Origin of the sequence: Mycoplana dimorpha, from assembly GCF_003046475.1 — a bacterium.
GTDB classification, from domain to species: Bacteria; Pseudomonadota; Alphaproteobacteria; order Rhizobiales; family Rhizobiaceae; genus Mycoplana; species Mycoplana dimorpha.
Genome location: NZ_PZZZ01000005.1, coordinates 83,375 through 107,054, shown reverse-complemented (window position 1 = coordinate 107,054; position 23,680 = coordinate 83,375). Strand labels below are relative to the sequence as shown.

Genomic DNA, 23,680 nt, shown 5'->3' with positions numbered 1-23,680 from the left:
GGACGACGCATCGACTTGGTGACCACGGGTGCGACTACTCGCCGCCCCCGAGCGAGTGGACGAAGACCGTGAGCTGCTTGACGGTCTCGTCGCCGAGACGCGGCAGCCAGGCCGGCATGACGCCATGCTTGGGAGCCTTCATCTGGTTGATCACCGCCTGCTCGCCCTCACCCGTCAGCCAGATAGCATCGGCAAGGTTCGGTGCGCCCATCTCGCGGTTGCCCTTGGCGTCCACGCCGTGACAGGAGGCGCAATTGTCCGCAAACAGCTGCTTGCCCTTGTCGACGAGCTCCGGTGCCGACGGTGTCCCGGTCAGGCTGACGACATATGCTGCCGTCTGGCGCATCTCGTCGGTCGTCAGCATGTCGCCGAAGGCCGGCATTTCCGAAACGCGCGTTTCGTCATCGCCGGCATAGCGGATGCCGTGCGCGATCGTCTGATAGATCTCGTCGGGACTGCCGCCCCAGATCCAGTCGTCGTCGTTGAGGTTCGGGAAGCCCTTCGAGCCGGCGGCGCCCGAGCCGTGGCACTGCGCACAGTTGACCTTGAAGGCCGATTCACCGGCGGCGACGGCGAATTGCTGCAGCTGCGGATCTGCGATGATCTCCTGCAGCGAGCTCGAGGCGATCTTCTCGAGCTGGCCGGCCTGGGCTGCCTTGGCGTTCGCCAGTTCGACGGCGACCTCGGCGCGGCTGGAGAACCCAAGCACGCCCTTGGTCGCTTCCCGCACGAGCGGGATCGACGGGTAGGCGATCGCATAGCCGATCGCCCAGATGATCGTCGCGTAGAAGGTATAGACCCACCAGCGCGGCATCGGGTTGTTGAGCTCGCGGATGCCGTCCCACTCGTGTCCGGTGGTTTCGACGCCGCTGATCTCGTCGACATGCTTGTTTTTGTCCGCCATGGGTCAGTCCTCCTTCAGCGGGATCGAGGCGGCGTTTTGGGCGGCGTTCTTGCCGCCGGGACGCAGGGTGAAGGCGATGACGCCGACGAAGAACAGCACCATTCCGAGGAGCGCCCAGCTGTCGGCGAATTGGCGCAGGGCCGTGTAGGTTTCCATCGATGCCTCCTTCTCACCGGTAGCCGGAGGTGTTGTCATAGGTGGAGAAGTCGACGAGCGTGCCGAGCATCTGGAGATAGGCGACGAGCGCGTCCATCTCCGTCAGCTTCTGCGGGTCGCCGTCGAAATCGCCGACCTTGGCCTTGGGATAGCGCGCCAGGACGCCGGACGTGTCGGCATTCGGATCAGCCTGCGCCTTGATGTCGGCGGCGGCGTTGTCGATCATCTCGTCGGTGTAGGGCACGCCGACGGCCTTGTTGGCCTTGAGGTTCATCGCGACGTTCTTCACCTCGAGCGGCGTCTCCTTGAGGAAAGCGTAGCTCGGCATCACCGACTCCGGCACGACGGAGCGCGGCTCGATCAGGTGCTGCACGTGCCACTCGTTCGAATAGCGGTCGCCGACACGGGCGAGATCCGGCCCGGTTCGCTTCGAGCCCCACTGGAACGGGTGGTCGTACATGGATTCGGCCGCCAGCGAGTAGTGCCCGTAACGTTCCACCTCGTCGCGGAACGGCCGGATCATCTGGCTGTGGCAGGTGTAGCAGCCCTCGCGGACGTAGATGTCACGGCCGGCGAGCTCCAGCGGCGAGTACGGGCGCATCCCTTCCACCTTCTCGATGGTGTTCTCGAGATAGAAGAGCGGCACGATTTCCACGATACCGCCGATGGAAACGACGAAGAGCGAGCCGAGCAGCAGGAGCGTGGCGTTGCGCTCGATGAGCACGTGTTTGTCGAGAATGGACATTGTCTATGCCCTCCTATTCTGCGGCCGCCGGCAGCGGCGCAGCACCGAGGATCGGGGCTTCGTCGCGGACGCGTCCGAGGATCGTCATCGTTACGTTGAAGGCCATGAGCACGCCGCCGGCCAAAAACAGGCTGCCGCCGATGGCACGCATGACGTAGTAGGGGAACATGGCCGCAACCGTTTCGGCGAAGGAATAGACGAGGAAGCCCTGGTCGTCGTATTCGCGCCACATCAGGCCCTGCTGGATCCCGGCGACCCACATGACGGCGGCGTAGATGACGATGCCGAGGGTGGCGAGCCAGAAGTGCCAGTTGACCATGCGCACGCTATAGAGCCGCTCGCGGTTCCACAGCTTCGGCACGAGGTGGTAGATGGCGCCGAAGGTGATCATGCCGTTCCAGCCGAGCGCGCCGGAATGCACGTGGCCGATGGTCCAGTCGGTGTAGTGGCTGAGCGAGTTGACCGTCTTGATCGACATCATCGGCCCCTCGAAGGTCGCCATGCCGTAGAAGGCGACGGCCATCACCATCATGCGCACGATCGGATCGGTACGGATCTTGTCCCAGGCGCCCGACAGCGTCATCAGGCCGTTGATCATGCCGCCCCACGAGGGCATCAGGAGCATGATGGAGAAGACCATGCCGAGCGTCTGCGCCCAGTCGGGCAGCGCCGTGTAGTGCAGGTGGTGGGGACCGGCCCAGATGTACATGAAGATCAGCGCCCAGAAGTGGATGATCGACAGCCGGTAGGAATAGACGGGACGGTTCGCCTGCTTGGGGATGAAGTAGTACATCATGCCCAGGAAGCCGGCGGTGAGCAGGAAGCCGACGGCGTTGTGGCCGTACCACCATTGCGTCAGCGCGTCCTGGACGCCCGAGAACGCCGAATAGCTCTTCGATCCAAGGAACGAGACCGGGACCGCGAGGTTGTTGACGACGTGCAGCATCGCGATCGTGATGATGAAGGCCAGGTAGAACCAGTTCGCCACGTAGATGTGCGGTTCCTTGCGGACCATGATGGTGCCGAGAAAGGCGACCAGATAGGCCACCCAGACGATCGTCAGCCACAGGTCGACGTACCATTCCGGCTCCGCATATTCACGGCTCTGGGTGATGCCGAGCAGATAGCCGGTGGCCGCAAGCACGATGAAGAGCTGGTAGCCCCAGAAGACGAACCAGCCGAGCCTGTCGCCGCCGAAAAGCCGTGCCCGGCTGGTGCGCTGGACGACATAGAAGGAGGTGGCGATCAGCGCGTTGCCGCCGAAGGCGAAGATGACGGCGGAGGTGTGCAGCGGCCGGACCCGGCCGAAATTGAACCAGGGCTCGAAGTTGAGATCGGGAAAGGCCAGTTGCAGCGCCACGAAGACGCCGACCAGGAACCCGACCACGCCCCAGAACATCGTCGCGATGACGCCGTACCGCACCACCTCGTCGAAATATTCCGACTGCGGCGCGGCGGATCCGGCGGCCACCGGTTGGAAGTTGATGCGGCGCATCAACACCAGGGTGCTGCCGAGCAGCACGAAGAACAGGACCCACATATGTGCGCCAAAGGCGCGATCCTGGGCAAAGCCGGCCCCGACCAGCGCCAGAAAGGCGCCGACGGCGAGCACGACCATCTCGAGTGTATATTTCATGGTTGGGTCCCCAACTCTTCTCAAACCGCTGACCAGCAACGCCGCCGCACGCGGGGCTTGCGCAATCTACCGACGATTGTCAGAGCCGGGTTCCGGGCACCTTGATCCAGATCAAGACCGCCTGCGGCAGTTCCGCCGCACCTTCATCAAGGCGGATGAAGGCAAGCGGGATGGGAGCGCCGGAGCGCGTGATGGAGATTCAGGGAAAGCGGCGCGGCGTGACGATCTCCACAATGCCGCTGCAGAGCCAGGTTCTGGGACCTGGAGGCTGTCCGCATGACCGCAAGGCGGACCACCTCGCATCGACACGCATGCCGCGCGGCAACGCGCATCTACGATTTTTCGTCGAACGCGGCCCGCCCGGTCATTCCCTCGACGTCGACGCAGAAGAAGATGTGCGGGGATTCCGGCGAGATCTCCTGCGGTTCGGGCTTCAGCCCGCCCGGCTCCCACCAGTTGGTCTTCCTTTCGAGAAGCGACCAGGCGTGGATCCATTCGCTGCGCGGGGTCTGCTCGTGCGAAAGTTCGCGGAACCGGCCGCTCACCACCACGCTTTTCCACTGCCGTCCGCTGTAGAACGTGTCGACCTGAAGGCAGACCTTCGGATTGTCCCGCATCCACTCGACCTTCTGGCCCGGCATCGAGAAGCAGTAGACGCACTGGCCCTCAAGCGCATAGGTGATGGGAACGATGTAGGGCTGGCCGTCCTTGCAGCAGGCCAGCCGCGCCAGGTCGCCGCCGGCGACGAGGCTATGGCATTCCGGATAGGACATCTCCCTGACGTACATGGCGCCGTCTCCTTCAAGGCGCCCCGGACCAATGCCGCCGCCGGTCGCGCGGACCGAATACACCGGGCTGCGAGGCGCTATGCAAGGATGAACCCGCAGACCAATCTCGGCAACCGGATTGCACTGAGGGTGCGTCGCCTTTCGGTCCGCGAAATGTGAACTGGGCGCTTGAATGGACTTTTTGGCCGGAGTGCCGAAAGGCACCGGCCAGAGTTCGATCAGCAGCATCGGGTGCAAGCCGGCCGGCCTGCCAACCCGCTGCCGCTAGCGTTCTTCGCCACGCCTCGCGTAGGAAACCGGGCGGCTCAAACCAGGGCAACGGCGCCGTCAGACGCCGATTGCTACCTTAGTTGCACAGCTGGCGGAGCGCGTCGGGCTTCCTGATTTCGATCGTCCTTGCGTCATGCAAGGCGATGACGCTGCGTTCCCTGAGCTTGGTCATCACCCGCGACACCGTCTCGATGGTCAGCCCCAGATAATCGGCAATGTCCTGCCGGGACATCGGCAGCTTCACCTGCCGCAGTCCTCCCAGCCGGCCGGAGAGATCCATCAGGAAGGCGGCCATGCGTTCCACCGCGCACTGCCGGCCGATCACCAGCAGGTGCTCCTGGGCCCGCGCCATGCCGAGGAGCGCAAGGTCGAGCAGTTCGCGTGAATGCTCCTGCATCGGGCGCCGCCCGAAAACACCCAGTCGCGTCTCGGTAATGGCCTCGGCGAAGAAGCGATGCTTGTTGCCGGCCTCGAAACCGAACATTTCGCCGGCGAGATGGAAGGACACGACCTGCCGCCGCCCGTCGGCGAGCAGGCGGCACACGCGGACGGCTCCGACGACGACCTGGTAGCATTTGTCGACGTTGTCGCCTTCGGCATAGATCTCCTTGCCGGCCTTGTAGGTTGCAACAAGGTGCGGTCCCGGAATCCGAATGTCGGCTACGGTGTCGAGCTCTGCGAGGCTGCGGTCGGCGGGTCTGGTTGCGGCGAACATGTCTTTAATCCCCTGATCATCCTGGGAGACATTGCCAATCAACGCCCGGTCGCAAAATCCGGTTATCTCACTAAGGGAAACTACGTAGGCCCGGGACGCGAGGGTTGCCGCACCGCTCCGCCCACCTCCAGTACCCTTGCCGTCTCGGCCAGGCCGTCGATCACGTGGACGAGATCGGCGCCGCTGATCGGCTTGGTGAGGACGATCGCGTCGTCCTCGGCCGCCGCGCGCGCGGTCACCCCGTTGACGAGGAGAACGACCCGGCACCCCGAACCGTGCAGGACTTTTGCCAGCTGCGCCTCGGTTTCCAGTATCTCGTCGTCGACGATGGTGCAGAGCGACTTGCGGGAGGCCGGTTCCGCCTTCCACAAGGCGTCATACGCTTCGGTCGAATAGCCTTCCACTTCGAGTGCGAATGCCAGCGACTGGCGCAGCCCCTGATCCGGTGCAACGACGACGATGTTTTCGGCAGCCAACAACTCGAATTCCCGCGCAATCCGGCAGGCAACTCCCCGCCGGTCCGCCGCCAGCTAATCGCTTGCGACACTGCGACGCATTGCGCGAGATCAACCCCGAAAAATTATGAGGATCCGAGCCCGGCCGCGAGAGCCATGCGGACGAGATGCGGCAGGCTCTTTGCCTGCATCTTGGCCATTACGTTGGCGCGATGCACCTCGACCGTGCGGGGGCTGATGTCCAGATCATAGGCGATCGACTTGTTGGGCAGGCCGGCGACCACTGCGGAGAGCACCTGGCGCTCTCGCTCGCTGAGGGTCTTCAGACGGGCTTCGACGTCGGCGCCCTGTTCGGCGTTGTTCTCGCCCAGATGCCCTGCCGCCCGTTCGATGGCTTCCATGATGACCGCGTCCCCGAACGGCTTTTCGATGAAGTCGACGGCGCCGGCCTTCATCGCCTCGACCGCCATCGGCACGTCGCCATGCCCGGTGATCACGATGGCCGGAATCCGCAGGTTCTGGTCCCTGAGCCGGCGGATCAGGTCGACACCGGTCATCTCCGGCATTCTCAGGTCGGTGATGAGGATGCCGCTCTGGACGTCGGGGGCGAACGAGAGGAACGCCGCCGCCGACTGGTGAACCTTCACGGCATAGCCGTTCATCGTCAGCATGAAGGCAAGCGATTTGCGGACCGGTTCTTCGTCGTCGACGATATGAACGGTGTAGTCAGTCATCCACATTGCTCCGTTGTTCCGTATGGGCAGGGAGCGTGAACCGGAAGGTGGCTCCCCCCGCCGCATTCTTCGAGACCGTCATCTCGCCGCCATGCGCCTCGACGATCCGCTTCGAAATGGAGAGGCCGACCCCCATTCCATTGGCCTTGGTCGTGACGAAAGGCTTGAAAAGCCGGCCGACGATTTCCTCGGGAATACCACAGCCGGTGTCCTCCACGACGACAGCGATCTGGTCCGCCTCGACCGGCATCGTCCGCACCGTCAGCTCCCGTCGCTCGACCTGGCGCATCGCCTCGACCGCGTTGCGCATGAGGTTGATGAGCACCTGCTGCACCTGGATGCGGTCGACCATCACCGTCTCGGCGCCGGGCACGTATTCGAATACCGTGCGGACGCCGATCTCCCGGGACCCGACCAGCGCCAGCGCGCCTGCCTCCTCAACGAGGTTGCGGATGTTCTGGGGCGTCTTTTCCGTCTCGCCCTTGGTGACGAACTCCCGCAGATGGCGGATGATCTGGCCGGCGCGCAGCGATTGGCTCGCCACCTCCTCAAGGGCGCCGCGCATTCGCGTGGCAACGGTGTCGTCCATGTCACGCAGCAGCCGCGTGCAGCCATGCGCATAGTTGGCGATCGCCGAGAGCGGCTGGTTCAGTTCATGCGCGAGCGTCGAGGCCATTTCGCCCAGTTCGTCGAGGCGGGCCAGCCGTGCCAGTTCGGCCTGGATCTGCTCCAGCCTTGCGGCCGATTCCTCGCGCTCCGTCAGGTCCCTGATGAAGCCGGTGAAGAACCGTTCTCCGCCGGATTTCATCTCCCCCACGGCGAGCTTCATCGGGAAGGTCGAGCCATCCTTTCTGCGCCCGACCACCACCCGGTCGATGCCGATGATGCGCCGTTCGCCGGTCTTCTGGTAGCGCTGCATGTAGCCGTCGTGTTCGCCGCGGTAGGGTTCCGGCATCAGGATGCGCAGGTTCTCGCCGATCACTTCCTCCTCGGCGTAGCCGAACTGCCGGACGGCGGCGGCATTGAACGAGATGATCGTCCCGTCCGCGGCGCTGACCACCGTCGCATCCGGCACCGTGTCCAGAATGGAACGCAGGTGCGCTTCGCGCGTCAGGGCGATGGCTTTGCTCTGCGCCAGCGCCCGTCTCGCGCGCCGGAGCACTTCGGCGAGAACGGCAATCAGCACCACCGCACAGCCAAACACCGCCAGCTCGACCATTCCGGGATCGAAACCGTTGCCGATGCGCGGCAAGATCAGCGCGGCAACAACGGACAGGCCGGCGGCGAAGACGACTGCAGGAGCGCCGCCGAACAGTGCAGCGACGAGAATTGCCGGGACGAACGACAGCAGCATGACGCTCTCTGCCGAAGCAGTCGAGAGCGCCAACTGGATCAGCGCAACGCCTGCGACGGCGGCCGCCGCGAGCCCGTAACCAATGATGCCATGGTCTCTCCACTGGACAAGCCAGTGTCCGACCGGGGCCCTCTCACGACTGCCTTGCGAATGCATTCCGTTAACTGCCACAGGAGTGAAGCTCTTGCCGATAAGGTGCTGGTACACGGCAACCGGGTACCTCATGATCTCCATAGACCATTTCGGCGGACCCGGCCAAATGCGAAAACGTCGCTCCCCGGACGGCGAACGGCCAAATGGCGACCAGCGCGGTGTTTGACGGGTTTTCCCGGGATTTGCGCCGCAAAACGGCGAAGCCCGGCGCGCTGATTACGGCGCACCGGGCCTGGCCTTCTTCGCTGCAGCGGCGGTTTGTCGCTACTGGAGCGCGGCGGCAAGGGCGGCGTCGAGGCGCTCCTTGGCCTTCTTCGGCAGCTTGACCTCCTTCACCTTGTCGATATTGGCGGACGGATCGCCCACGACGACCGCGCCGACCATCCCCATGCCGACATGCGGAGCGCACTTGACGGCGTAGACGCCGGGGACGTCGAACGTCACCTTGAACTCCTCGTTCATCTTGCTCTTGAAGGGCGTCGCACCGTCGGGGATCATGTCCTTGATCGTCTCGACATTGTGGCCCTTGTCGGTCGGAACGAAGGTGACGGTATCGCCCGGATTGACCTTGACGAAGGCGGGCTCGAACACCATCGCGCCTTCGGCACCCTTGTTCAGCATCTTCACCTCGAAATCGGCTGAAAATGCGCTACCGGTGAAGGCGGCAAGAATTGCGGCGGCTGCAACGCCCTTTGCGAGTGTACGCACTTTTGAATTCTCCATCGTTTCAGAACCCGGTTCGGTTCTTGCGCCCGGTAAATAGGACAAAAGCAGACAACAATCGTTGATACCGGTCAAACACCCGCGACAGGGCGCTTTCTGACGTCCATTCCTTGACATTGCTCAAAGATAAAGGCGCGGCGCCTCTCTAAGGATGTCCCATCCTGTTCCATCAGAAGGACGCTTTCATGCAACCGGCTATTGTCGCAAAATATGGTGACGCACGCCTGCCGCGCTATACGAGCTATCCGACCGCGCCCCGCTTCTCGCCTGCCGTCGACGCCGACGTCTATGGCGACTGGCTCGCCGCCGCCGCGCCGGAGAAGCCGGCCTCGCTCTACCTGCACATCCCCTTCTGCCGCGCGATGTGCTGGTATTGCGGCTGCCATACGACGATCACCCGGCGCGACCAGCCGATCCTCGACTACCTCGACACGCTTCGCCAGGAGATCCGCCTCGTCGCGGCCAGGACGACAGCGCCGCTCACTATCGACCATGTGCATTTCGGCGGCGGCACACCGACGATCATGCAGCCGGAGCAATTTCTGGCGCTGGTCGGGCTGCTGCGCGAGCGCTTCGCTTTCGCCGGCACCGCCGAGATCGCGGTGGAGATCGACCCGACAACCCTCGCGCCGGAAATGGCGAGCGCGCTCGGCGAAGCCGGTGTGCGGCGCGCCAGCCTTGGCGTCCAGAGCTTCGATCCCGTCGTGCAGAAGGCGATCAACCGGATCCAGAGCGAGGAGCAGACCATGGATGCCGTGATGCGCCTGCGCGGCGCCGGCGTCGAAAGCATCAATTTCGACCTGATCTACGGCCTGCCGCACCAGACGGTCGATTCCTGCATCGCGACTGCGGAAGCGGCCGTCCGCATGGCGCCGGAGCGTTTCGCGGTGTTCGGCTACGCGCATGTCCCGACCTTCAAGAAGCACCAGAAGCTGATCGACGAGACTACGCTCGCCGATGCGGAAGGCCGCGTCGCCCAGGCCGAGGCGATCGCCGAGACGCTCGTCGCCGCCGGCTACCGCCGCATCGGCCTCGATCATTTCGCCCGTCCGGACGATTCCCTGGCGATCGCCCAGTCGGAGGGCCGCCTGCACCGCAATTTCCAGGGCTACACCACCGATGCCTGCGAAACCCTCGTCGGCCTCGGCGCCTCGGCGATCGGGCGGATGGAGAACGGCTATGTGCAGAACGAGGTGCCGCCCAGCCTCTACGCGAAGCGGATCGCCTCGGGCCGGCTGGCTACGGTGAAGGGCTATCGGCTGACGGCCGAGGACCGGCTGCGCGCCAGCATCATCGAACGGCTGATGTGCGACTTCGCTGTCGACGTCCCGGCGATCGCCGCTGCCCACGGATTCGATCCGCAAATGCTGCTGCGCGACAACACTCCGCTTGAAATGCTCGCAGGCGACGGCATCCTCGACGATCAGCATGGCGTCATCCGGCTGCGCGAAGGCGGACGCTTCCTCATCCGCGCGGCCGCCGCCGCCTTCGACGCCTATATCGACCAGGCCGGGCGGGCGCACAGCAAGGCCGCCTGACGCTTCACAGACGGGTCCCGCCATGCAAGCCCACCGGGCCGTCCCGCTCTCGGTCCCCTGCTAAGTGCTGCTTTGCAATCCCTGCGACAGGTCGGCACCTGCGTTCGACCCGCAGTTCCTCGACTTTGAGCGTACGCAGGCCCGGCTTGATCTCGGTGGTGCGAGCCATGTTATCATGCCGCCCGCAAGCCGTCGGACCTCCAGGGCCCGTCGGCAGGAACTGCAAGATGCCGTGCCACGACCCGCAGGATTGAGAAGCCAGGGTGAGGTGACGCATGAACATCCCGTCCAACCGACCGGCGACGGGCCGGCCGCCGGTGCCGACTGCCCCCGGTGATCAGATCTGGATCGAAGGCGGCAGCTTCATGATGGGCTCGGATCGCCATTATCCGGAAGAGGCCCCCGCTCACCCGGTGAAGGTCGACGACTTCTGGATCGACGTGACGCCGGTCACCAACCGGCAGTTCGCCGAATTCGTCGAGGCCACCGGATACGTGACGCTGGCGGAGAAACCGTCCGACCCGGCGGATTACCCCGGTGCTGCGCCCGAGATGCTCAGGCCCGGCTCGCCGATCTTCGACCCGCCGAAGCGGGTCTCCGGCCGCGATCCGTCGCAATGGTGGAAATTCAAGTTCGGGGCCAATTGGCGCAGGCCCTATGGCGGCCTCAGCAATCTGCGTGGCAAGCTCGACCACCCGGTCGTGCAGATCGCCTACGCGGATGCCATGGCCTACGCGGCCTGGGCGGGCAAGGAGTTGCCGACCGAGGCGGAGTGGGAATTCGCCGCCAAGGGCGGCCTCGAGGGCAAGGAGTTCGCCTGGGGGGACGAACTCATCCCGAACGGCCGCTTCATGGCCAATACCTGGCACGGCACGTTCCCGACCGAAAATCTCAAGCCCGACGGCTTCGAACGGACTTCGCCGGTCGGCAGTTTCCCGCCGAACGGCTACGGCCTCTACGACATGATCGGCAATGTCTGGGAATGGACGACCGACTACTGGGCGTCGAAGCATCCGGCGCCGGCTGAAAAGACCTGCTGCGTTCCGGTCAATCCGCGCGGCGGCTCCGCCGAGGCCAGCCGCGATCCGGCGCAGCCCGGCCTGAAGATCGCAAGACGGGTCGTGAAGGGCGGCTCGCACCTTTGCGCGCCCAGCTACTGCCGCCGCTACCGGCCGGCGGCGCGCCACGCCCAGGAGGAGAATTCGGCAACGACCCATATCGGCTTTCGCTGCATCCGCCGGCCATGACCTCGCCGCCGGCAGGCCCAAGGGGCAAACACCGGGGCCAGGAAGGGGATATTGGCCAACCGGGGGCGGGACTCTCGATACCTGCGGCCGCCTGTACGCCGAATTTGCAATCCTGCCATTAATTCGGCCCCTGTAAAAAAACCTATTGGCGAAGTCATTTCCTTCAACGATGATCCGGCGGGTGATGATCGCGACTCGCCGCAGCACCGAATACATGGGGGAAATGATGCAAGCTTGCCTTCTTCGAACTCTGGCGGCCGCCGGAAGCTTTCTTCTGGCCAGCCATGCCATGGCTGCAGACATCTACTCGCCAATGACCCCGCAGGTTCAACAGGCCACCACCGAGAGCGGCTGGACGTTCACCGTCGCGCCCTATTTCTGGGCAGCCGACCTGTCGGGCGACGTCAAGGTATCCCGTCTGCCCCAGGTTCATGTCGATGCGAGCTTCAGCGACATCCTCAAACACCTCGACTTCGCAGCGATGGCGATGGGGGAGGCCCGCTACGACCGGTACAGCATATTCACCGATCTGATGTACACCAAGATTTCGGGTGAGAGAGCGACGCGCCGGGGCATTCTGGCCGATCGAATCGAACTCTCGTCCGAGCTGTTCGCCGGACTGCTGGGAGCCGGGTACGCGGTCTACGAAGACAGCGCCGCCCGGCTCGACCTCGCCGCCGGCTTGCGTGTCTGGTCGGTGAGGAACGAGATTTCCGTCAGCGGCGGCTTCTTCGATGGACGATCCAGAACGGACAACGCGACGTGGGTGGACGGTTTGGCCGGCGTTCGTGGCACCTATTCGCTCACGCCCCAGATCTATCTGACGGGGTGGGGTTTCGTCGGCGCCGGCGGTGCCGACATCGACTGGGACGTCGCCGCCGCGGCCGGCTACCGCTTCAACGACAGCGTTTCGGTCACCGCCGGTTATCGTGCCCTGGGCGTGGACTACAGCAGGAATGACTTCGTCTTCGACGTCGTCCAGCAGGGACCGATCCTCGGCCTCGCCATCAAGTTCTAGAACGCGGCCGCTTCACGCTCATCCGAACCGCGCGGCGCCCCTGACCGCGATCAACGAGCTTGGCAGCCCCGATGCGCACGACCGCCCGGGACTGCTTGATGGGCACGCCCTCATCTGCCCGACTGGACGGTCTTGAGGACGGGATTCTGCCGACGGCGCGACGCGAACGGACCGAAGGGAATTTCCGGCGGTGCGAACGTCTCCGCGCTGGCGCGATCCCAGCGATCGTACCAGTCGCTGAGCTCGGGGATCTCCTCGCCGGAAAGGAGGAAGCCCTCCGGCAGGTACGGATAGGCCTCGTTTCCGTCGAGGAAGTCGTTGCCCGACTGACGGAACATGAAGTGGTAGGGCATGAAATCCCTGGGATCGGTGAGGCCGGCCGATCCGGCGATCTCGCTCAGGGCGCGCATCGTGTTGCGGTGGAACCGCGCCACCCGGTCGCTCTTGTCGCCGACGTCGATGGCCCGCTGGCGAGCCGGATCCTGGGTGGCGATGCCGACCGGGCATTTATTGGTGTGGCAGGCCTGCGCCTGGATGCAGCCGACCGCGAACATGAAGCCGCGGCCCGAATTGCACCAGTCCGCCCCGAGCGCCAGCGCGCGGGCGATGTCGAAGGCGGAGACGATCTTGCCGGCCGCCCCCAGCCGGATCTCGTTGCGAATCCCGGCGCCGCGCAGCGCGTTGTGCACGAAGGTCAGGCCTTCCAGCATCGGCATGCCGACGCGGTTGGCGAACTCGACCGGCGCAGCACCCGTTCCGCCTTCGGCGCCGTCGATCACGATGAAGTCCGGCTTGATCCCGGTTGCCAGCATCGCCTTGACCATGCCGAGGAACTCGCGCCGATGGCCGATGCAGAGCTTGAAACCGACGGGTTTGCCGCCGGAAAGCTCCCGCAGCTTGGCGATGAACTGCATCAGGCCGATCGGCGTGGAAAAGGTGCTGTGGGCTGGCGGCGATATGCAGTCGACGCCCATCGGGATGCCGCGCGCCTCGGCGATCTCCGGCGAGATCTTCGAGGCCGGCAGCATGCCGCCGTGGCCCGGCTTGGCGCCCTGGCTGAGCTTGATCTCGATCATCTTGATCTGCGGGTCGGCTGAAATCTCGGCGAACTTCTCTTCCGAGAAACTGCCGTCGTCGTTGCGGCAGCCGAAATATCCGGAGGCGACCTGGTAGATGAGATCGCCGCCGCCTTCCCGGTGATAGCGGCTGATGCCGCCTTCGCCGGTGTCATGCGCGAAGCCGCCCTTCTTGGCGCCGCGGTTCAGGGCCGAAATCGCATTGCCCGAAAGCGCGCCGAAGCTCATCGCCGAGATGTTGTAGAGGCTGGCGTCATAGGGCTGCCGGCAGGCGCTGCCGCCGATCCGCACCCGGAAGTCGAAGTCCGTCAGATGCGTCGGGTTGGCGGAATGGGTCAGCCATGCGTAGCCGGCCCCATAGACGTTCTCGATCGTGCCGAAGGGCCGCTTGTCCTCGACGCCCTTGGCGCGCTGATAGACCAGTCCGCGTGCCTGGCGGCTGAAGGGAACCTCGTCCTGGTCGCCCTCGATCATGTACTGCCGGATTTCGGGCCGGATGCTTTCCATGAGGAAGCGGACATGGCCGATCACCGGGTAGTTCCGCAGGATGGCGTGCTTGCGCTGCACCAGGTCGAAGATGCCCAGCAGAGTGAGCGGGAGGAACACCGCGGCCGCCACCAGCCACCAGGGGCTGTGGACCACAGCCGCGATCGAAGCCGCGACGGCGGCAAGCGTTACGAGAAGAAAAACGCAATAGCGCTGATATTTGATCATGACTTGATTGCCGCGGTCTTCTTAGATTGTGGGACAGACAACAGTGGAAGGACAAACATCAAGGCGCCGCCTTGACGCAGTTTTGCCGAAGGAAGCCGGCGCCTTCGCCACATTGGCAAGGGCGAGGCCCGTCGCGTCAGCCATCACTCGGATCTTCATTGTGCAGTCGACGGCACGCATGGTGGGATCAGGCCTTTCATCGCATGCCTCTTCCTTCATGACGATTGGGCCGGACATAGTCCGCTGTCCGCCCCGCACCAAAGACGTGATGCGGCTCGAATTGCGTCCAACGCCGGTTCGCCGACGATGGAACAACCCGCTGTCTGGTCTCGGAAGAGTTCGACGCTCCCCCGAACCACACAATGCCGCTCTCCTCGTCGTCTGGCAGGCTTATATACGGTTTGGATCACAGGTAAACAAACACGATTGGAAACACTGAGTCCTCCCGCCGCCATGGCGTCGGACCCGCTTCGCAGGGGATGGGATACTGGTGCATCCAGCCGAAGATGTGACGGCCGATTTGCGCCTTTCACCACCGCTGGCCAGCCTGACACGGCGCCGAGCTCCTGTGAAATCAATAATGTAGTCACAAATCAGATGAAACTGCCCGCGGCGCGCACAAAAATGCGTTGTCGGTGAGTTTCCGGGCTTGCCAAGCCGCTCTTCACTTAATACGCTGTTAAGTGGGAGTGAGGATATGGACAGCAAAGCGATAGTCTCTAATCAGGCCGTCATCGGCGAGAAAGTCAAGGCTTTCCGCACGGCGCGTCGCATGTCGCTGCGCACGCTCGGCGAAGCGACGGGGACCACCGCGAGCTTTCTCAGCCAGCTTGAACGGGGTCTGAGCGGCGTCAACGTCAGCACGCTGAGGCGGATCGTCGCTGCGCTTGGCATAAGCCTCACGGACCTGTTCGACGACGAGGTCTCCACGGTCGGCCGTGTCCTGCGCAAGCGCGAACGTCCGGCGCTTCCCCCCGCCGAGGGCTATCGCAAGATGCTTCTGTCGCGCCGCCCCATCCGCGATCTGGAAGTCTATATCGGCGAGTTCGATCCCGGCGGCTCGACCGGCGCCGAGCCCTACAGCCATGGGGATTCGCACGAGCTTTTCTTTGTGGTCCGGGGCGAGATGGAACTCACCCTGAGCGACGAGCGACACCTGCTGTCGGCCGGCGACAGCATCGAATATCGAAGTTCGATTCCGCACAAGGCCGTCAATATCGGCACGGAACCGGCCGAGGTCCTCTGGATCATCGCGCCGCCGACCAGCGTCGCCGAAGACCTCGACCAATACCTTCCGCGGCCCGGCTCGTAGCCGCGGCAACAGCCAACAAGCGAGCGTAACTGGGAGTATCTGGAATGAAGAAACTTGCGAGGGCTTTCGCCCTGACTATGACGTGCGCCCTGGCGTTGCCGGCGTTCGCACAGGACAAGCCGGTCGCCGGCGAAGTGAAGGAAGGCTCGCTGAAGGGCAAGACCCTGACCTTCGTCTCCTACGGCGGCATCTATCAGGACGGCCAGGCCGCGGCACTGCAGGAGTTCGTCGAGAAGTCCGGCGCGACGCTGCTCAATGACGGCCCGACCGAAATCGCCAAGCTGAAGGCACAGGTCGACTCCGGCAACGTCACCTGGGACGTCGTCGACACCGCCGACCTGCCGCCCTACGTCCATTGCGGCACGCTGTTCCAGAAGCTCGACTTCTCCAAGCTGGACGTATCCAAGATCCCGCCCGGCCAGGTCGGCGAGTGCTCGGTTCCGGCCATGAACTACGGCGTCGTGCTGATGTACAAGAACGACACCTACAAGGACAACCCGCCGAAGAACTGGCAGGACTTCTTCGACACCGAGAAGTTCCCCGGCGTGCGTGCCATCGACGGCAGCGGCGATCCGACCGGCAGCCTGCTCGAGCAGGCGTTCAAGGCGGCCGGCGGCGATCCGAAGGCGATGACGACGGACGACATCGAAAAGGCCATCCAGAAGCTGCGCGATCTCGGTCCCGACACGATCTACTGGAAGACCGGCGCTGAATCCCAGCAGCTCGCCGAATCTGGCGAAGCTGACATGATCATGATGTGGACCGGCCGCGCCATGACCGCCGTGAAGAACGGCGCCCAGTACACGCCGGTCTGGCAGGACTGGCTGGTCGTCATGGACCAGATCACCATTCCGGTCGGCGTCAAGGATACCGATGCGTCCTACGCGCTGATCAACGCCTATCTCGGCAAGCGCTCGCAGGAGATCCTCACCGAGAAGACCTCCTACACGCCGATCAACACCGACGCCAAGCCGCAGGTTGACGAGGTCACCACCTCCTTCCTGACCAGCACGCCGGAGCGCATCGCCCAGGGCTATCAGCAGAACATTCCGTTCTGGGTGAAGAACTTCGACCTCGCCGCCGAGCAGTGGTCCGCCCTTCTCTCCGGCAACTGAGCCCTTGATCCTTGCAAGTCCGGCCCCGGCCGGACTTGCCTCCTGAAGCACTGGAGATCCCCTTGACCGCCACGCCCGACCAGGGCTTGCCGACCGGCCTTGCCGGCGCCGGACAACCCGCTTTCCTTTCACGATTTCGCCTGCGCGGTGCGGTGTGGCTCGCAGTCCCCGCCGTGCTGGTGCTTCTCGTCGCGCTCGCCTATCCGCTCGCAATCGTCGTGCTGCGCAGCTTCACCGACCCGGCGCCCGGCCTCGACAACTACGTCTGGTTCTTCCAGTCGGCGGTGAACCGGGCCGTCCTGCAGCGCACCTTCGTCGTCGCCGCCTGGGTGACGGTCGTCTCGCTGATCTGCGCCTACCCCTACGCCTATGCCATGACCATCGTCGGCAAGAACCTGCGGCTGGCGCTGATCCTCTGCGTGCTCGTGCCCTTCTGGCTGAGCGGCGTGGTGCGGACGCTGGCCTGGGTGATACTGCTGCAGGATTCCGGCGTCATCAATTCGTTCCTGCGCGGCGTCGGCCTGCCGCCGGTCAAGCTGATCCGCACGCTTCCCGGCGTCGTCATCGGCATGACCCAGGTGCTGCTGCCGTTCATGATCCTACCGATCTATACGGTGATGAAGGGCATCGATACCCGGCTGCTGCAGGCGGCCCGCAGCCTCGGCGCCAAGCCGTGGCGCGCCTTCGTGCAGATCTACATGCCGCTGTCGCTGCCCGGCGTCTATGCCGGCTGCATCATCGTCTTCATCCTGTCGCTCGGCTTCTACATCACGCCGGCCCTGCTCGGCGGCCCGCGCAGCATCCTGCTGTCGTCGCTGGTGCAGAACCAGGTGCTGAGCCTGCTTAACTGGGGCCGCGGCGGCGCCATGGGCGTGGTGCTGCTGGTCGCGACCTTCGTGCTGCTCGCCATCGCCGCCCCGCTGATGCGCCAGAAGCACAGCGCCACGCGCAGGGAGGCCTGAACCGATGCCATCCTTCTCGCGCATTCTCCTCGGTCTGTTCTGCCTGCTCGTCGCGTTGCTGCTGCTCGCGCCGACGCTGGTGGTGATCCCGATGTCGTTCAACGGCAACAAGTCGCTGGCCTTCCCCCCGGTCGGCTTCTCGTGGCAGTGGTACGATAACTTCTTCACCAATCCCGACTGGACGACGAGCTTCACCAACTCGCTGATCATCGCCCTCATCGTCGCGGTGGTGGCAACGGTAGTCGGCACGCTCGCCGCCTTCGGCGTCACCCGCGCCGCGGCTCGCACCGGCGGCCTGCTTCGTGCCCTCCTGATCACGCCGATGGTCGTGCCGGGCGTGGTGCTGGCGATCGGCATCTATGCGGTCTATCTCGATACGCATCTGGTCGGCACGGTCACGGGCTTCGTGCTGGCGCACACGATGCTGGCGATCCCCTTCGTGCTGATCGCGGTCCAGGCGAACCTGGAGGTCTTCGACCGCCGCCTGGAGACAGCCGCGGCGAGCCTCGGCGCCGGCCGGCTGACGGTGTTTCGCACCGTGACGCTGCCGCTGATCCTGCCGGGCGTCCTCTCCGGCGCGCTGTTTGCCTTCATCACCTCGTTCGACGAGATCATCGTCGCGCTGTTCATCACCAGCCCGTACCTGAAAACCCTGCCGGTGCAGATCTACACGTCGATCACCCGCGACGCCGACCCGACCGTCGCGGCCGTCGGCACGCTGCTGTTCCTGGCGACGTCGCTCATCATCATTGCCGGCCTGCTCATCGGCACGCGCCGCGGAAGGACATGACCATGAATGCACCCCTACGATCCGCCGGCGCGGCGATCGAAATCCGCAAGGCCTCCAAACGCTACGGCGCCTTCGTGGCCCTGAACGACATCGACCTGAGCATCCGTCCCGGCGAGTTCATGACGCTGCTCGGCCCCTCCGGCTCCGGCAAGACGACGACGCTGAACCTGATCGCCGGCTTCACCGACATCAGCTCCGGCACCCTCGAGATCGGCGGCAAGAGCGTCACCGGGCTGCCCTCGCACAAGCGCAACATCGGCGTGGTCTTCCAGCACTACGCGCTGTTCCCGCACATGACCGTCGGCAAGAACGTCGCCTATCCGCTGACGCTGCGCGGCATCAACGGCGATGACCGTGAGAAGAGGGTCAAGCGGGCGCTCGACATGGTGAAGATGGCCGACTTCGCCCACCGCTACCCGAACGAGCTGTCCGGCGGCCAGCAGCAGCGCGTCGCGCTCGCCCGCGCCCTGGTGTTCGACCCGCCGCTGCTCCTGATGGACGAGCCGCTCGGCGCGCTCGACAAGAAGCTGCGCGAATGGCTGCAGCTCGAGATCAAGCGCATCCACCGCGAGCTCGGCACCACCTTCGTCTACGTCACCCATGACCAGGAAGAGGCGCTGGTGCTCTCCGACCGGATCGCCGTCTTCAACGGCGGCCGCATCGAGCAGATCGGCACCGGCCGCGAACTCTACGACAATCCGGCAACGCTGTTCGTCGGCCGCTTCATCGGCGAATCGACGGTGCTGCGCGGGGCGGTCGAGGTCTCCGGCGACAAGACGGTGATGACGATCGCCGACGAAAAAGTCGTGGCGCATGGCCGGCTCGCCGGCGGTGCCCGGCCGGTCATCCTGCTGCGGCCCGAGCGGGTGGCGCTGAAGCGTCCCGGCGCCGAGCCCGTCAGCGGCGAAAACCGCCTCTCCGGCACCGTCGCCGAGGCGATCTACCTTGGTTCCGGCTCCAAATACGAGGTTCGGCTCAAGGACAGCACCATCGCCATCGTGCGCAGCCCGCTCGGCGCGGCCGATTTCGCCATCGGCGACGCCGTCGATGTCGCCTTCATGCCCGCCGATCTCACCCTTCTTCCCGACGACGCCAGCGCCGACGTGACACTGACGTAAACCGAACCGAACCGAAAGCACCTCCCATGGACGTCAAGACCAACGGCAACATCTCCTTCTGGTATGCCGACATCGGCGGCATACCGCAAAAACGCCCCGCCCTTCCCGGCGACCGCGGCGCCGATGTCTGCATCATCGGCGCCGGCTTCACCGGCCTGTGGACCGCCTACTACCTGAAGAAGGCCAATCCCAGCCTCAACATCGTCATCGTCGAGCGCGAGTTCGCCGGCTTCGGCGCCTCCGGGCGCAACGGCGGCTGGCTGTCGGGCGGCTTCGGCTGGTCGCGGGAGAAATACCTCAAGACCTCCAGCCGCGGCGCCGTCATCGACATGCAGCGCGCCATGGCCGGCACGGTGGACGAGGTGATCCGCGTCACCGAGGCCGAGGGCATCGATGCCGACATCCTGCGCGCCGACAACCTCACCGTCGCCACCAACGCGCCGCAGCTCGAGCGCGCCCGCGCCGAATACAAGTTCTACCGCGACTGGCAGATGCCGGAAGAACGGATCGAGCTGCTCTCGGCCGAAGCGGCGGCGAAGCGCATCCGCATCGCCAATATCCAGGGCGCCTTCGTGATCCGCGACATGGCGCGCGTGCAGCCGGCCAAGCTGGTGCGCGGCCTTGCCAAGGTGGTGGAGAGCCTCGGCGTCTCGATCTTCGAGGGCACGTCGGTGACGAGCTTCGAGAAGGGCCGCGTCACGACCGATCGCGGCACGGTGCGCGCGCCGGCGATCATCCGCGCCACCGAGGGCTTTTCCGCCGGCCTGCCCGGCCACGAGCGCACCTGGCTGCCCCTCAACAGCGCCCAGATCGTCACCGAGCCGGTGCCGGATTCCCTGTGGAAGGAGATCGGCTGGGAAGGTCACGAACTGCTCGGCGACGCAGCGCATGCCTACTGCTACGCCCAGCGCACCCGCGAGGGCCGCATCACCATGGGCGGGCGTGGCGTGCCCTACCGCTTCGGCTCCAAGACCGACGTCAACGGCCAGACGCAGCAGGCGACCATCGACGCGCTGCATGCCATCCTGACCCGCCTGCTGCCGCAGACGAAGTCGCTCAGGATCGACCACGCCTGGTGCGGCGTGCTTGGCGTTCCGCGTGACTGGTGCACGACGGCCGGCTTCGACCGCACGACCGGCATCGGCTGGGCCGGCGGCTATGTCGGCCTCGGTGTTTCCAGCTCCAACCTCGCCGGCCGCACCCTGGCCGACCTCGTCCTCAACCGCAACACGGAGCTGACGGGCCTGCCCTGGGTCAACCGCACGGTGCGCAAATGGGAGCCGGAGCCGTTCCGCTGGCTCGGCGTGCACTCCATGTACCAGCTCTATCGCATAGCCGACGAACGCGAGTTCGCCGGCCTGCCCAAGACCTCGAAGCTCGCGGCGCTTGCCGACAGCATCACCGGCCACTGAGCCAAACTTTGAATGACAGGATATATCCATGATCAGTTTTGAGAATTTCGGCGACCTCCTCGGCTTGAACCTCGGCGCCCCGGCACCGAAGCCGACCGCCATCGGCGGCGATCCGCAGGAGGCATCCGTCTCGTTGTGGAAGAGCCCGGACGGCAAGATGCAGACCGGCGTCTGGGAATGCACGCCCGGCCGCTTCACGGCCGACCGCAGTCAGCAGTCGGAGATCTGCCATATCCTCACCGGCCGCGTGACGCTGCACAACGGCGACGGCACGAGCCGCGACATCGGCGCGGGCGAAATGTTCGTCCTGCCGCTCGGCTGGCGCGGTGAATGGACCATCCACGAAAAGACGCGCAAGATCTACACCATGGTCGAGGCCGGCGTCTAAGACGACCGCCACGCTCGCCGCATCGGCGCTGCCCCACCAAGGGAGCCTTCAGCGACCCGCCCGAGCGCAAAATACCTGGAATTGCCCAGGAGTTAGACTGGTCGTCGGCATTGCCGGCGACCAGCCCTTTTTCCACCGACACTGGCTCTGCCCGCTTTCGCTCGAACCGCCAGAGGCGCTCAGCCGCCGCGCAGCAGCGCCATTGTGTGGCGCGCGATCATCAGCTCCTCGTCGGTCGGAACCACGTAGAGCCGCACCGCGCTGTCCGATGCGGCCACGTCGAGCGCGCCGGCGGCATTGCGCACCGGGTCGATCCTCGCTCCCAGCCACTCCAGCCTTGCGGCAACACGGGCCCGCATGTCGGGCGAGTTTTCGCCGATCCCGGCCGTAAACACGAACGCGTCCAGACCGCCCAGTGCGGCCGCGAGCATCCCGGCATGCAGCCCGATGCGATGGACGAAATGCTCCAGCGCGAAGGCGGCGCGCGGGTCCTCGCTTGAAAGCAGCGCACGGACGTCGTTGCTCACCCCGGAGAGACCCTTCAGGCCGGACTCCTTGTAAAGCAGATCCTGCACCTCATCCGCCGACATTCCCTTCTGCTGCAGCAGGTAAAGGAGGACGCCGGGATCGATCTGCCCGCACCGCGCGCCCATCGGTATGCCGTCGAGCGCGGTAAAGCCGAACGTGCTCTCGATGCTCCTGCCGCCGGAGATCGCGCACAGCGAGGCGCCGTTGCCGAGATGCGCCACGATCAGCTTTCCGCCGGCGACTGAAGGCGCAACCTCGCGGAGCCGGCCCGCCACATACTCATAGGAAAGACCGTGAAACCCGTAGCGGCGCACGCCTTCGGCAAAGAAGTGCTCGGGTATCGCGTAATGGCTTGTCACCGGGCTGTGGTTCCGGTGGAAGGACGTGTCGAAGCAGGCGACCTGCGGAAGGTCGGGGCGGCGGTCGATGACCGCCCGGATCGCCGTCAGGTTGTGCGGCTGGTGCAGCGGAGCGAGCGGCACGTAGCGCTCCAGGTCGCTGACGATCTGCTCATTGACGAGCACCGGCCGGTCATAGTCCGGACCGCCATGGACGACGCGGTGGCCGACGGCGACCAGGTCGCCCTCGTGCTGGTCCCGCAGCCATGCTCCCACCCGAAGAATGGCCGAGGGGAGGTCGGGGACGTCCGCCGACGCATGGGTGTGTTCCGCAAGCACCCGGCCGTCACGGTCCTTGATGCGCAGGTGCGGCGCCGAGCCGATGCCCTCCATCTGCCCTTCAAGCAGGCTGTTCAGGTCATCCGTAACGGAGAAGACCTCGAATTTCAGGCTCGACGACCCTGCATTGACGACAAGGATGGTATCCATCGGCAATCACACCTTTGGAATGCTTGAAAGACGGCGGCGCGCGTCGGCGAAGAGCACGGCCACCGCGCAGGAGGCAAGCCGGGTGCGGACCGAATCCGCCCGCGACGTCAGGATAATCGGGACGCGGGCGCCGAGCACGATGCCGGCCGCATCGGCCCTGGCCAGGAAGGTCAGGTTCTTGGCGAGCATGTTGCCGGCCTCCAGGTTGGGCACCCCGAGGATTTGTGCGCGGCCCGCAACCGGCGAGGTGATCCCCTTGATCCGGGCCGCCTCGGGATCGATGGCGATGTCGAAGGCGAGCGGGCCCTCCAGGAGCCCTCCGGTGATCTGTCCGCGCTCGGCCATCTTGCACAGGGCGGCGGCATCGATGGTCGAAGGGATCTTCGAGTTGACGGTTTCGACGGCCGAGAGGATCGCCACCCGCGGCGTGCCGAGCCCGACCTGTGTAAAGAGATCGATGGCGTTCTGGATGATGTCCCGCTTGGTGTCGAGGTCCGGTGCGATGTTGATCGCGGCATCGGTGATGAACAGCGGTTCCGGATAGGTCGGGACGTCCATGATGAACACGTGGCTGATGCGTCGTTCGGTGCGCAATCCGGTCGCCGACGACGTGACCGCGTGCATCAGCTCGTCGGTGTGGAGGCTGCCCTTCATCAACAGGTCTGCCTTCGCTTCGCGGATGAGCTCGACCGCCCTGGCGGCGGCCGCGTCGCTGTGCGGCACGTCGACGATCTCGCAGCCCGAGATGTCGAGGTCGTGTCTGCGCGCCACGCCTTCGATCTTGTGGGCCGGACCGACGAGCGTCGGCACGATCAGGCCCGCTTCGGCCGCCTCGAGCGCGCCGCGCAACGAGCTCTCGTCGCAGGGATGCACGACGATCGTCCGGCCGGCGGGCACCTGCTTGGCGCGGGCGATGAGCCGGTCGTACTTCTCGTGAGCGCCGGTCGCCCCGCCCGTTGAATCGGTCATGCGCAAGTCCTTCCCGTCTGCCCGCGCGCCCTG

At 65.1% G+C, this 23,680-nt stretch carries 23 protein-coding genes; 10 read left to right on the top strand and 13 right to left on the bottom strand.

Going from position 1 to position 23,680, the window contains the following annotated elements; translation table 11 throughout:
* Nucleotides 1–34: 34 nt before the first annotated feature.
* The 10 genes from ccoP to C7449_RS13380 all read right to left on the bottom strand — a co-directional run bounded on the left by ccoP (nucleotide 35) and on the right by C7449_RS13380 (nucleotide 8,618).
* Nucleotides 35–904, bottom strand: a complete 870-nt coding sequence (ccoP, locus tag C7449_RS13425) for a cytochrome-c oxidase, cbb3-type subunit III (RefSeq protein ID WP_108003321.1) — start codon at nucleotides 902–904, stop codon at nucleotides 35–37.
* A gap of 3 nt (nucleotides 905–907) precedes the next feature.
* Nucleotides 908–1,060: a cbb3-type cytochrome c oxidase subunit 3 gene (locus tag C7449_RS13420; protein ID WP_108003320.1), complete on the bottom strand. Its 153-nt coding sequence runs from the start codon at nucleotides 1,058–1,060 to the stop codon at nucleotides 908–910.
* A 13-nt stretch (nucleotides 1,061–1,073) separates the two neighbouring features.
* Nucleotides 1,074–1,805 (bottom strand): cytochrome-c oxidase, cbb3-type subunit II, encoded by a 732-nt coding sequence (ccoO, locus tag C7449_RS13415; RefSeq protein ID WP_108003319.1) that lies wholly within the window; start codon nucleotides 1,803–1,805, stop codon nucleotides 1,074–1,076.
* 13 nt (nucleotides 1,806–1,818) lie between these two features.
* Nucleotides 1,819–3,441 (bottom strand): cytochrome-c oxidase, cbb3-type subunit I, encoded by a 1,623-nt coding sequence (ccoN, locus tag C7449_RS13410; protein WP_108003318.1) that lies wholly within the window; start codon nucleotides 3,439–3,441, stop codon nucleotides 1,819–1,821.
* A 332-nt stretch (nucleotides 3,442–3,773) separates the two neighbouring features.
* Nucleotides 3,774–4,229 carry a pyridoxamine 5'-phosphate oxidase family protein gene (locus tag C7449_RS13405; RefSeq protein ID WP_108003317.1) on the bottom strand — a complete coding sequence of 152 codons (456 nt, stop codon included), beginning with the start codon at nucleotides 4,227–4,229 and terminating at the stop codon, nucleotides 3,774–3,776.
* A gap of 346 nt (nucleotides 4,230–4,575) precedes the next feature.
* Complete coding sequence (locus tag C7449_RS13400) at nucleotides 4,576–5,214, bottom strand: helix-turn-helix domain-containing protein (RefSeq protein ID WP_108003316.1); 639 nt, start codon at nucleotides 5,212–5,214, stop codon at nucleotides 4,576–4,578.
* 80 nt (nucleotides 5,215–5,294) lie between these two features.
* The gene (locus tag C7449_RS13395; protein WP_280952477.1) at nucleotides 5,295–5,690 is read right to left on the bottom strand and encodes a transcriptional regulator; all 396 of its coding nucleotides are present in this window, start codon (nucleotides 5,688–5,690) and stop codon (nucleotides 5,295–5,297) included.
* A gap of 104 nt (nucleotides 5,691–5,794) precedes the next feature.
* Nucleotides 5,795–6,403, bottom strand: coding sequence for a response regulator FixJ (fixJ, locus tag C7449_RS13390; protein ID WP_108003643.1), 609 nt, complete (start codon nucleotides 6,401–6,403; stop codon nucleotides 5,795–5,797).
* On the bottom strand, nucleotides 6,396–7,913 hold the full coding sequence (gene fixL, locus C7449_RS13385; RefSeq protein WP_108003314.1) for a PAS domain S-box protein: 1,518 nt from the start codon (nucleotides 7,911–7,913) through the stop codon (nucleotides 6,396–6,398). The genes fixJ and fixL overlap by 8 nt, the downstream gene beginning before the upstream one ends.
* Before the next feature lie 261 nt (nucleotides 7,914–8,174).
* Nucleotides 8,175–8,618 carry a pseudoazurin gene (locus C7449_RS13380; RefSeq protein ID WP_108003313.1) on the bottom strand — a complete coding sequence of 148 codons (444 nt, stop codon included), beginning with the start codon at nucleotides 8,616–8,618 and terminating at the stop codon, nucleotides 8,175–8,177.
* Nucleotides 8,619–8,818: 200 nt separating this feature from the next.
* Between C7449_RS13380 and hemN the strand changes: the two genes are divergently transcribed.
* The 3 genes from hemN (at nucleotide 8,819) to C7449_RS13365 (ending at nucleotide 12,436) form a co-directional block, all read left to right on the top strand.
* Entirely contained in the window at nucleotides 8,819–10,171 is a 1,353-nt protein-coding gene (hemN, locus tag C7449_RS13375) for an oxygen-independent coproporphyrinogen III oxidase (protein ID WP_108003312.1), read from the top strand.
* 275 nt (nucleotides 10,172–10,446) lie between these two features.
* On the top strand, nucleotides 10,447–11,418 hold the full coding sequence (locus C7449_RS13370; RefSeq protein WP_108003311.1) for a formylglycine-generating enzyme family protein: 972 nt from the start codon (nucleotides 10,447–10,449) through the stop codon (nucleotides 11,416–11,418).
* 226 nt (nucleotides 11,419–11,644) lie between these two features.
* Nucleotides 11,645–12,436, top strand: a complete 792-nt coding sequence (locus C7449_RS13365) for a hypothetical protein (RefSeq protein ID WP_108003642.1) — start codon at nucleotides 11,645–11,647, stop codon at nucleotides 12,434–12,436.
* A 110-nt stretch (nucleotides 12,437–12,546) separates the two neighbouring features.
* Here the strand turns inward: C7449_RS13365 and C7449_RS13360 are convergent, their stop codons facing one another.
* Nucleotides 12,547–14,226 (bottom strand): FMN-binding glutamate synthase family protein, encoded by a 1,680-nt coding sequence (locus C7449_RS13360; RefSeq protein ID WP_108003310.1) that lies wholly within the window; start codon nucleotides 14,224–14,226, stop codon nucleotides 12,547–12,549.
* Nucleotides 14,227–14,923: 697 nt separating this feature from the next.
* Here C7449_RS13360 and C7449_RS13355 point away from each other — a divergent pair.
* The 7 genes from C7449_RS13355 to C7449_RS13325 all read left to right on the top strand — a co-directional run bounded on the left by C7449_RS13355 (nucleotide 14,924) and on the right by C7449_RS13325 (nucleotide 21,323).
* Nucleotides 14,924–15,538, top strand: a complete 615-nt coding sequence (locus C7449_RS13355; RefSeq protein WP_108003309.1) for a helix-turn-helix domain-containing protein — start codon at nucleotides 14,924–14,926, stop codon at nucleotides 15,536–15,538.
* Nucleotides 15,539–15,582: 44 nt separating this feature from the next.
* Nucleotides 15,583–16,653 carry an extracellular solute-binding protein gene (locus tag C7449_RS13350; RefSeq protein WP_108003308.1) on the top strand — a complete coding sequence of 357 codons (1,071 nt, stop codon included), beginning with the start codon at nucleotides 15,583–15,585 and terminating at the stop codon, nucleotides 16,651–16,653.
* Nucleotides 16,654–16,715: 62 nt separating this feature from the next.
* Complete coding sequence (locus C7449_RS13345) at nucleotides 16,716–17,615, top strand: ABC transporter permease (RefSeq protein ID WP_108003307.1); 900 nt, start codon at nucleotides 16,716–16,718, stop codon at nucleotides 17,613–17,615.
* Nucleotides 17,616–17,619: 4 nt separating this feature from the next.
* Nucleotides 17,620–18,405, top strand: coding sequence for an ABC transporter permease (locus C7449_RS13340; RefSeq protein ID WP_108003306.1), 786 nt, complete (start codon nucleotides 17,620–17,622; stop codon nucleotides 18,403–18,405).
* 2 nt (nucleotides 18,406–18,407) lie between these two features.
* A complete protein-coding gene (locus C7449_RS13335; RefSeq protein ID WP_108003305.1) occupies nucleotides 18,408–19,523 on the top strand; it encodes an ABC transporter ATP-binding protein in 1,116 nt (371 codons plus the stop codon).
* Between the two features lie 26 nt (nucleotides 19,524–19,549).
* Nucleotides 19,550–20,935 (top strand): NAD(P)/FAD-dependent oxidoreductase, encoded by a 1,386-nt coding sequence (locus C7449_RS13330; protein WP_108003304.1) that lies wholly within the window; start codon nucleotides 19,550–19,552, stop codon nucleotides 20,933–20,935.
* 28 nt (nucleotides 20,936–20,963) lie between these two features.
* On the top strand, nucleotides 20,964–21,323 hold the full coding sequence (locus C7449_RS13325; RefSeq protein WP_108003303.1) for a cupin domain-containing protein: 360 nt from the start codon (nucleotides 20,964–20,966) through the stop codon (nucleotides 21,321–21,323).
* Between the two features lie 179 nt (nucleotides 21,324–21,502).
* On the opposite strand, the gene C7449_RS13320 is transcribed toward C7449_RS13325, so the two are convergent.
* Nucleotides 21,503–22,678 carry an acetate/propionate family kinase gene (locus C7449_RS13320; RefSeq protein ID WP_108003302.1) on the bottom strand — a complete coding sequence of 392 codons (1,176 nt, stop codon included), beginning with the start codon at nucleotides 22,676–22,678 and terminating at the stop codon, nucleotides 21,503–21,505.
* Between the two features lie 6 nt (nucleotides 22,679–22,684).
* On the bottom strand, nucleotides 22,685–23,647 hold the full coding sequence (locus tag C7449_RS13315) for a phosphate acetyltransferase (RefSeq protein ID WP_108003301.1): 963 nt from the start codon (nucleotides 23,645–23,647) through the stop codon (nucleotides 22,685–22,687).
* Nucleotides 23,648–23,680 lie beyond the last annotated feature (33 nt).

What these genes read in the sequence shown, in the direction of transcription:
- C7449_RS13400 (WP_108003316.1), bottom strand. Translation starts at nt 5,214, where the DNA reads ATGTTCGCCGCAACCAGACCCGCCGACCGCAGCCTCGCAGAGCTCGAC.
- fixJ (WP_108003643.1), bottom strand. Translation starts at nt 6,403, where the DNA reads ATGACTGACTACACCGTTCATATCGTCGACGACGAAGAACCGGTCCGC.
- fixL (WP_108003314.1), bottom strand. Translation starts at nt 7,913, where the DNA reads ATGCATTCGCAAGGCAGTCGTGAGAGGGCCCCGGTCGGACACTGGCTT.
- C7449_RS13335 (WP_108003305.1), top strand. Translation starts at nt 18,408, where the DNA reads ATGAATGCACCCCTACGATCCGCCGGCGCGGCGATCGAAATCCGCAAG.
- C7449_RS13355 (WP_108003309.1), top strand. Translation starts at nt 14,924, where the DNA reads ATGGACAGCAAAGCGATAGTCTCTAATCAGGCCGTCATCGGCGAGAAA.
- C7449_RS13405 (WP_108003317.1), bottom strand. Translation starts at nt 4,229, where the DNA reads ATGTACGTCAGGGAGATGTCCTATCCGGAATGCCATAGCCTCGTCGCC.
- C7449_RS13360 (WP_108003310.1), bottom strand. Translation starts at nt 14,226, where the DNA reads ATGATCAAATATCAGCGCTATTGCGTTTTTCTTCTCGTAACGCTTGCC.
- C7449_RS13365 (WP_108003642.1), top strand. Translation starts at nt 11,645, where the DNA reads ATGCAAGCTTGCCTTCTTCGAACTCTGGCGGCCGCCGGAAGCTTTCTT.
- ccoP (WP_108003321.1), bottom strand. Translation starts at nt 904, where the DNA reads ATGGCGGACAAAAACAAGCATGTCGACGAGATCAGCGGCGTCGAAACC.
- C7449_RS13420 (WP_108003320.1), bottom strand. Translation starts at nt 1,060, where the DNA reads ATGGAAACCTACACGGCCCTGCGCCAATTCGCCGACAGCTGGGCGCTC.
- hemN (WP_108003312.1), top strand. Translation starts at nt 8,819, where the DNA reads ATGCAACCGGCTATTGTCGCAAAATATGGTGACGCACGCCTGCCGCGC.
- C7449_RS13340 (WP_108003306.1), top strand. Translation starts at nt 17,620, where the DNA reads ATGCCATCCTTCTCGCGCATTCTCCTCGGTCTGTTCTGCCTGCTCGTC.
- ccoN (WP_108003318.1), bottom strand. Translation starts at nt 3,441, where the DNA reads ATGAAATATACACTCGAGATGGTCGTGCTCGCCGTCGGCGCCTTTCTG.
- C7449_RS13330 (WP_108003304.1), top strand. Translation starts at nt 19,550, where the DNA reads ATGGACGTCAAGACCAACGGCAACATCTCCTTCTGGTATGCCGACATC.
- ccoO (WP_108003319.1), bottom strand. Translation starts at nt 1,805, where the DNA reads ATGTCCATTCTCGACAAACACGTGCTCATCGAGCGCAACGCCACGCTC.
- C7449_RS13315 (WP_108003301.1), bottom strand. Translation starts at nt 23,647, where the DNA reads ATGACCGATTCAACGGGCGGGGCGACCGGCGCTCACGAGAAGTACGAC.
- C7449_RS13350 (WP_108003308.1), top strand. Translation starts at nt 15,583, where the DNA reads ATGAAGAAACTTGCGAGGGCTTTCGCCCTGACTATGACGTGCGCCCTG.
- C7449_RS13320 (WP_108003302.1), bottom strand. Translation starts at nt 22,678, where the DNA reads ATGGATACCATCCTTGTCGTCAATGCAGGGTCGTCGAGCCTGAAATTC.
- C7449_RS13325 (WP_108003303.1), top strand. Translation starts at nt 20,964, where the DNA reads ATGATCAGTTTTGAGAATTTCGGCGACCTCCTCGGCTTGAACCTCGGC.
- C7449_RS13370 (WP_108003311.1), top strand. Translation starts at nt 10,447, where the DNA reads ATGAACATCCCGTCCAACCGACCGGCGACGGGCCGGCCGCCGGTGCCG.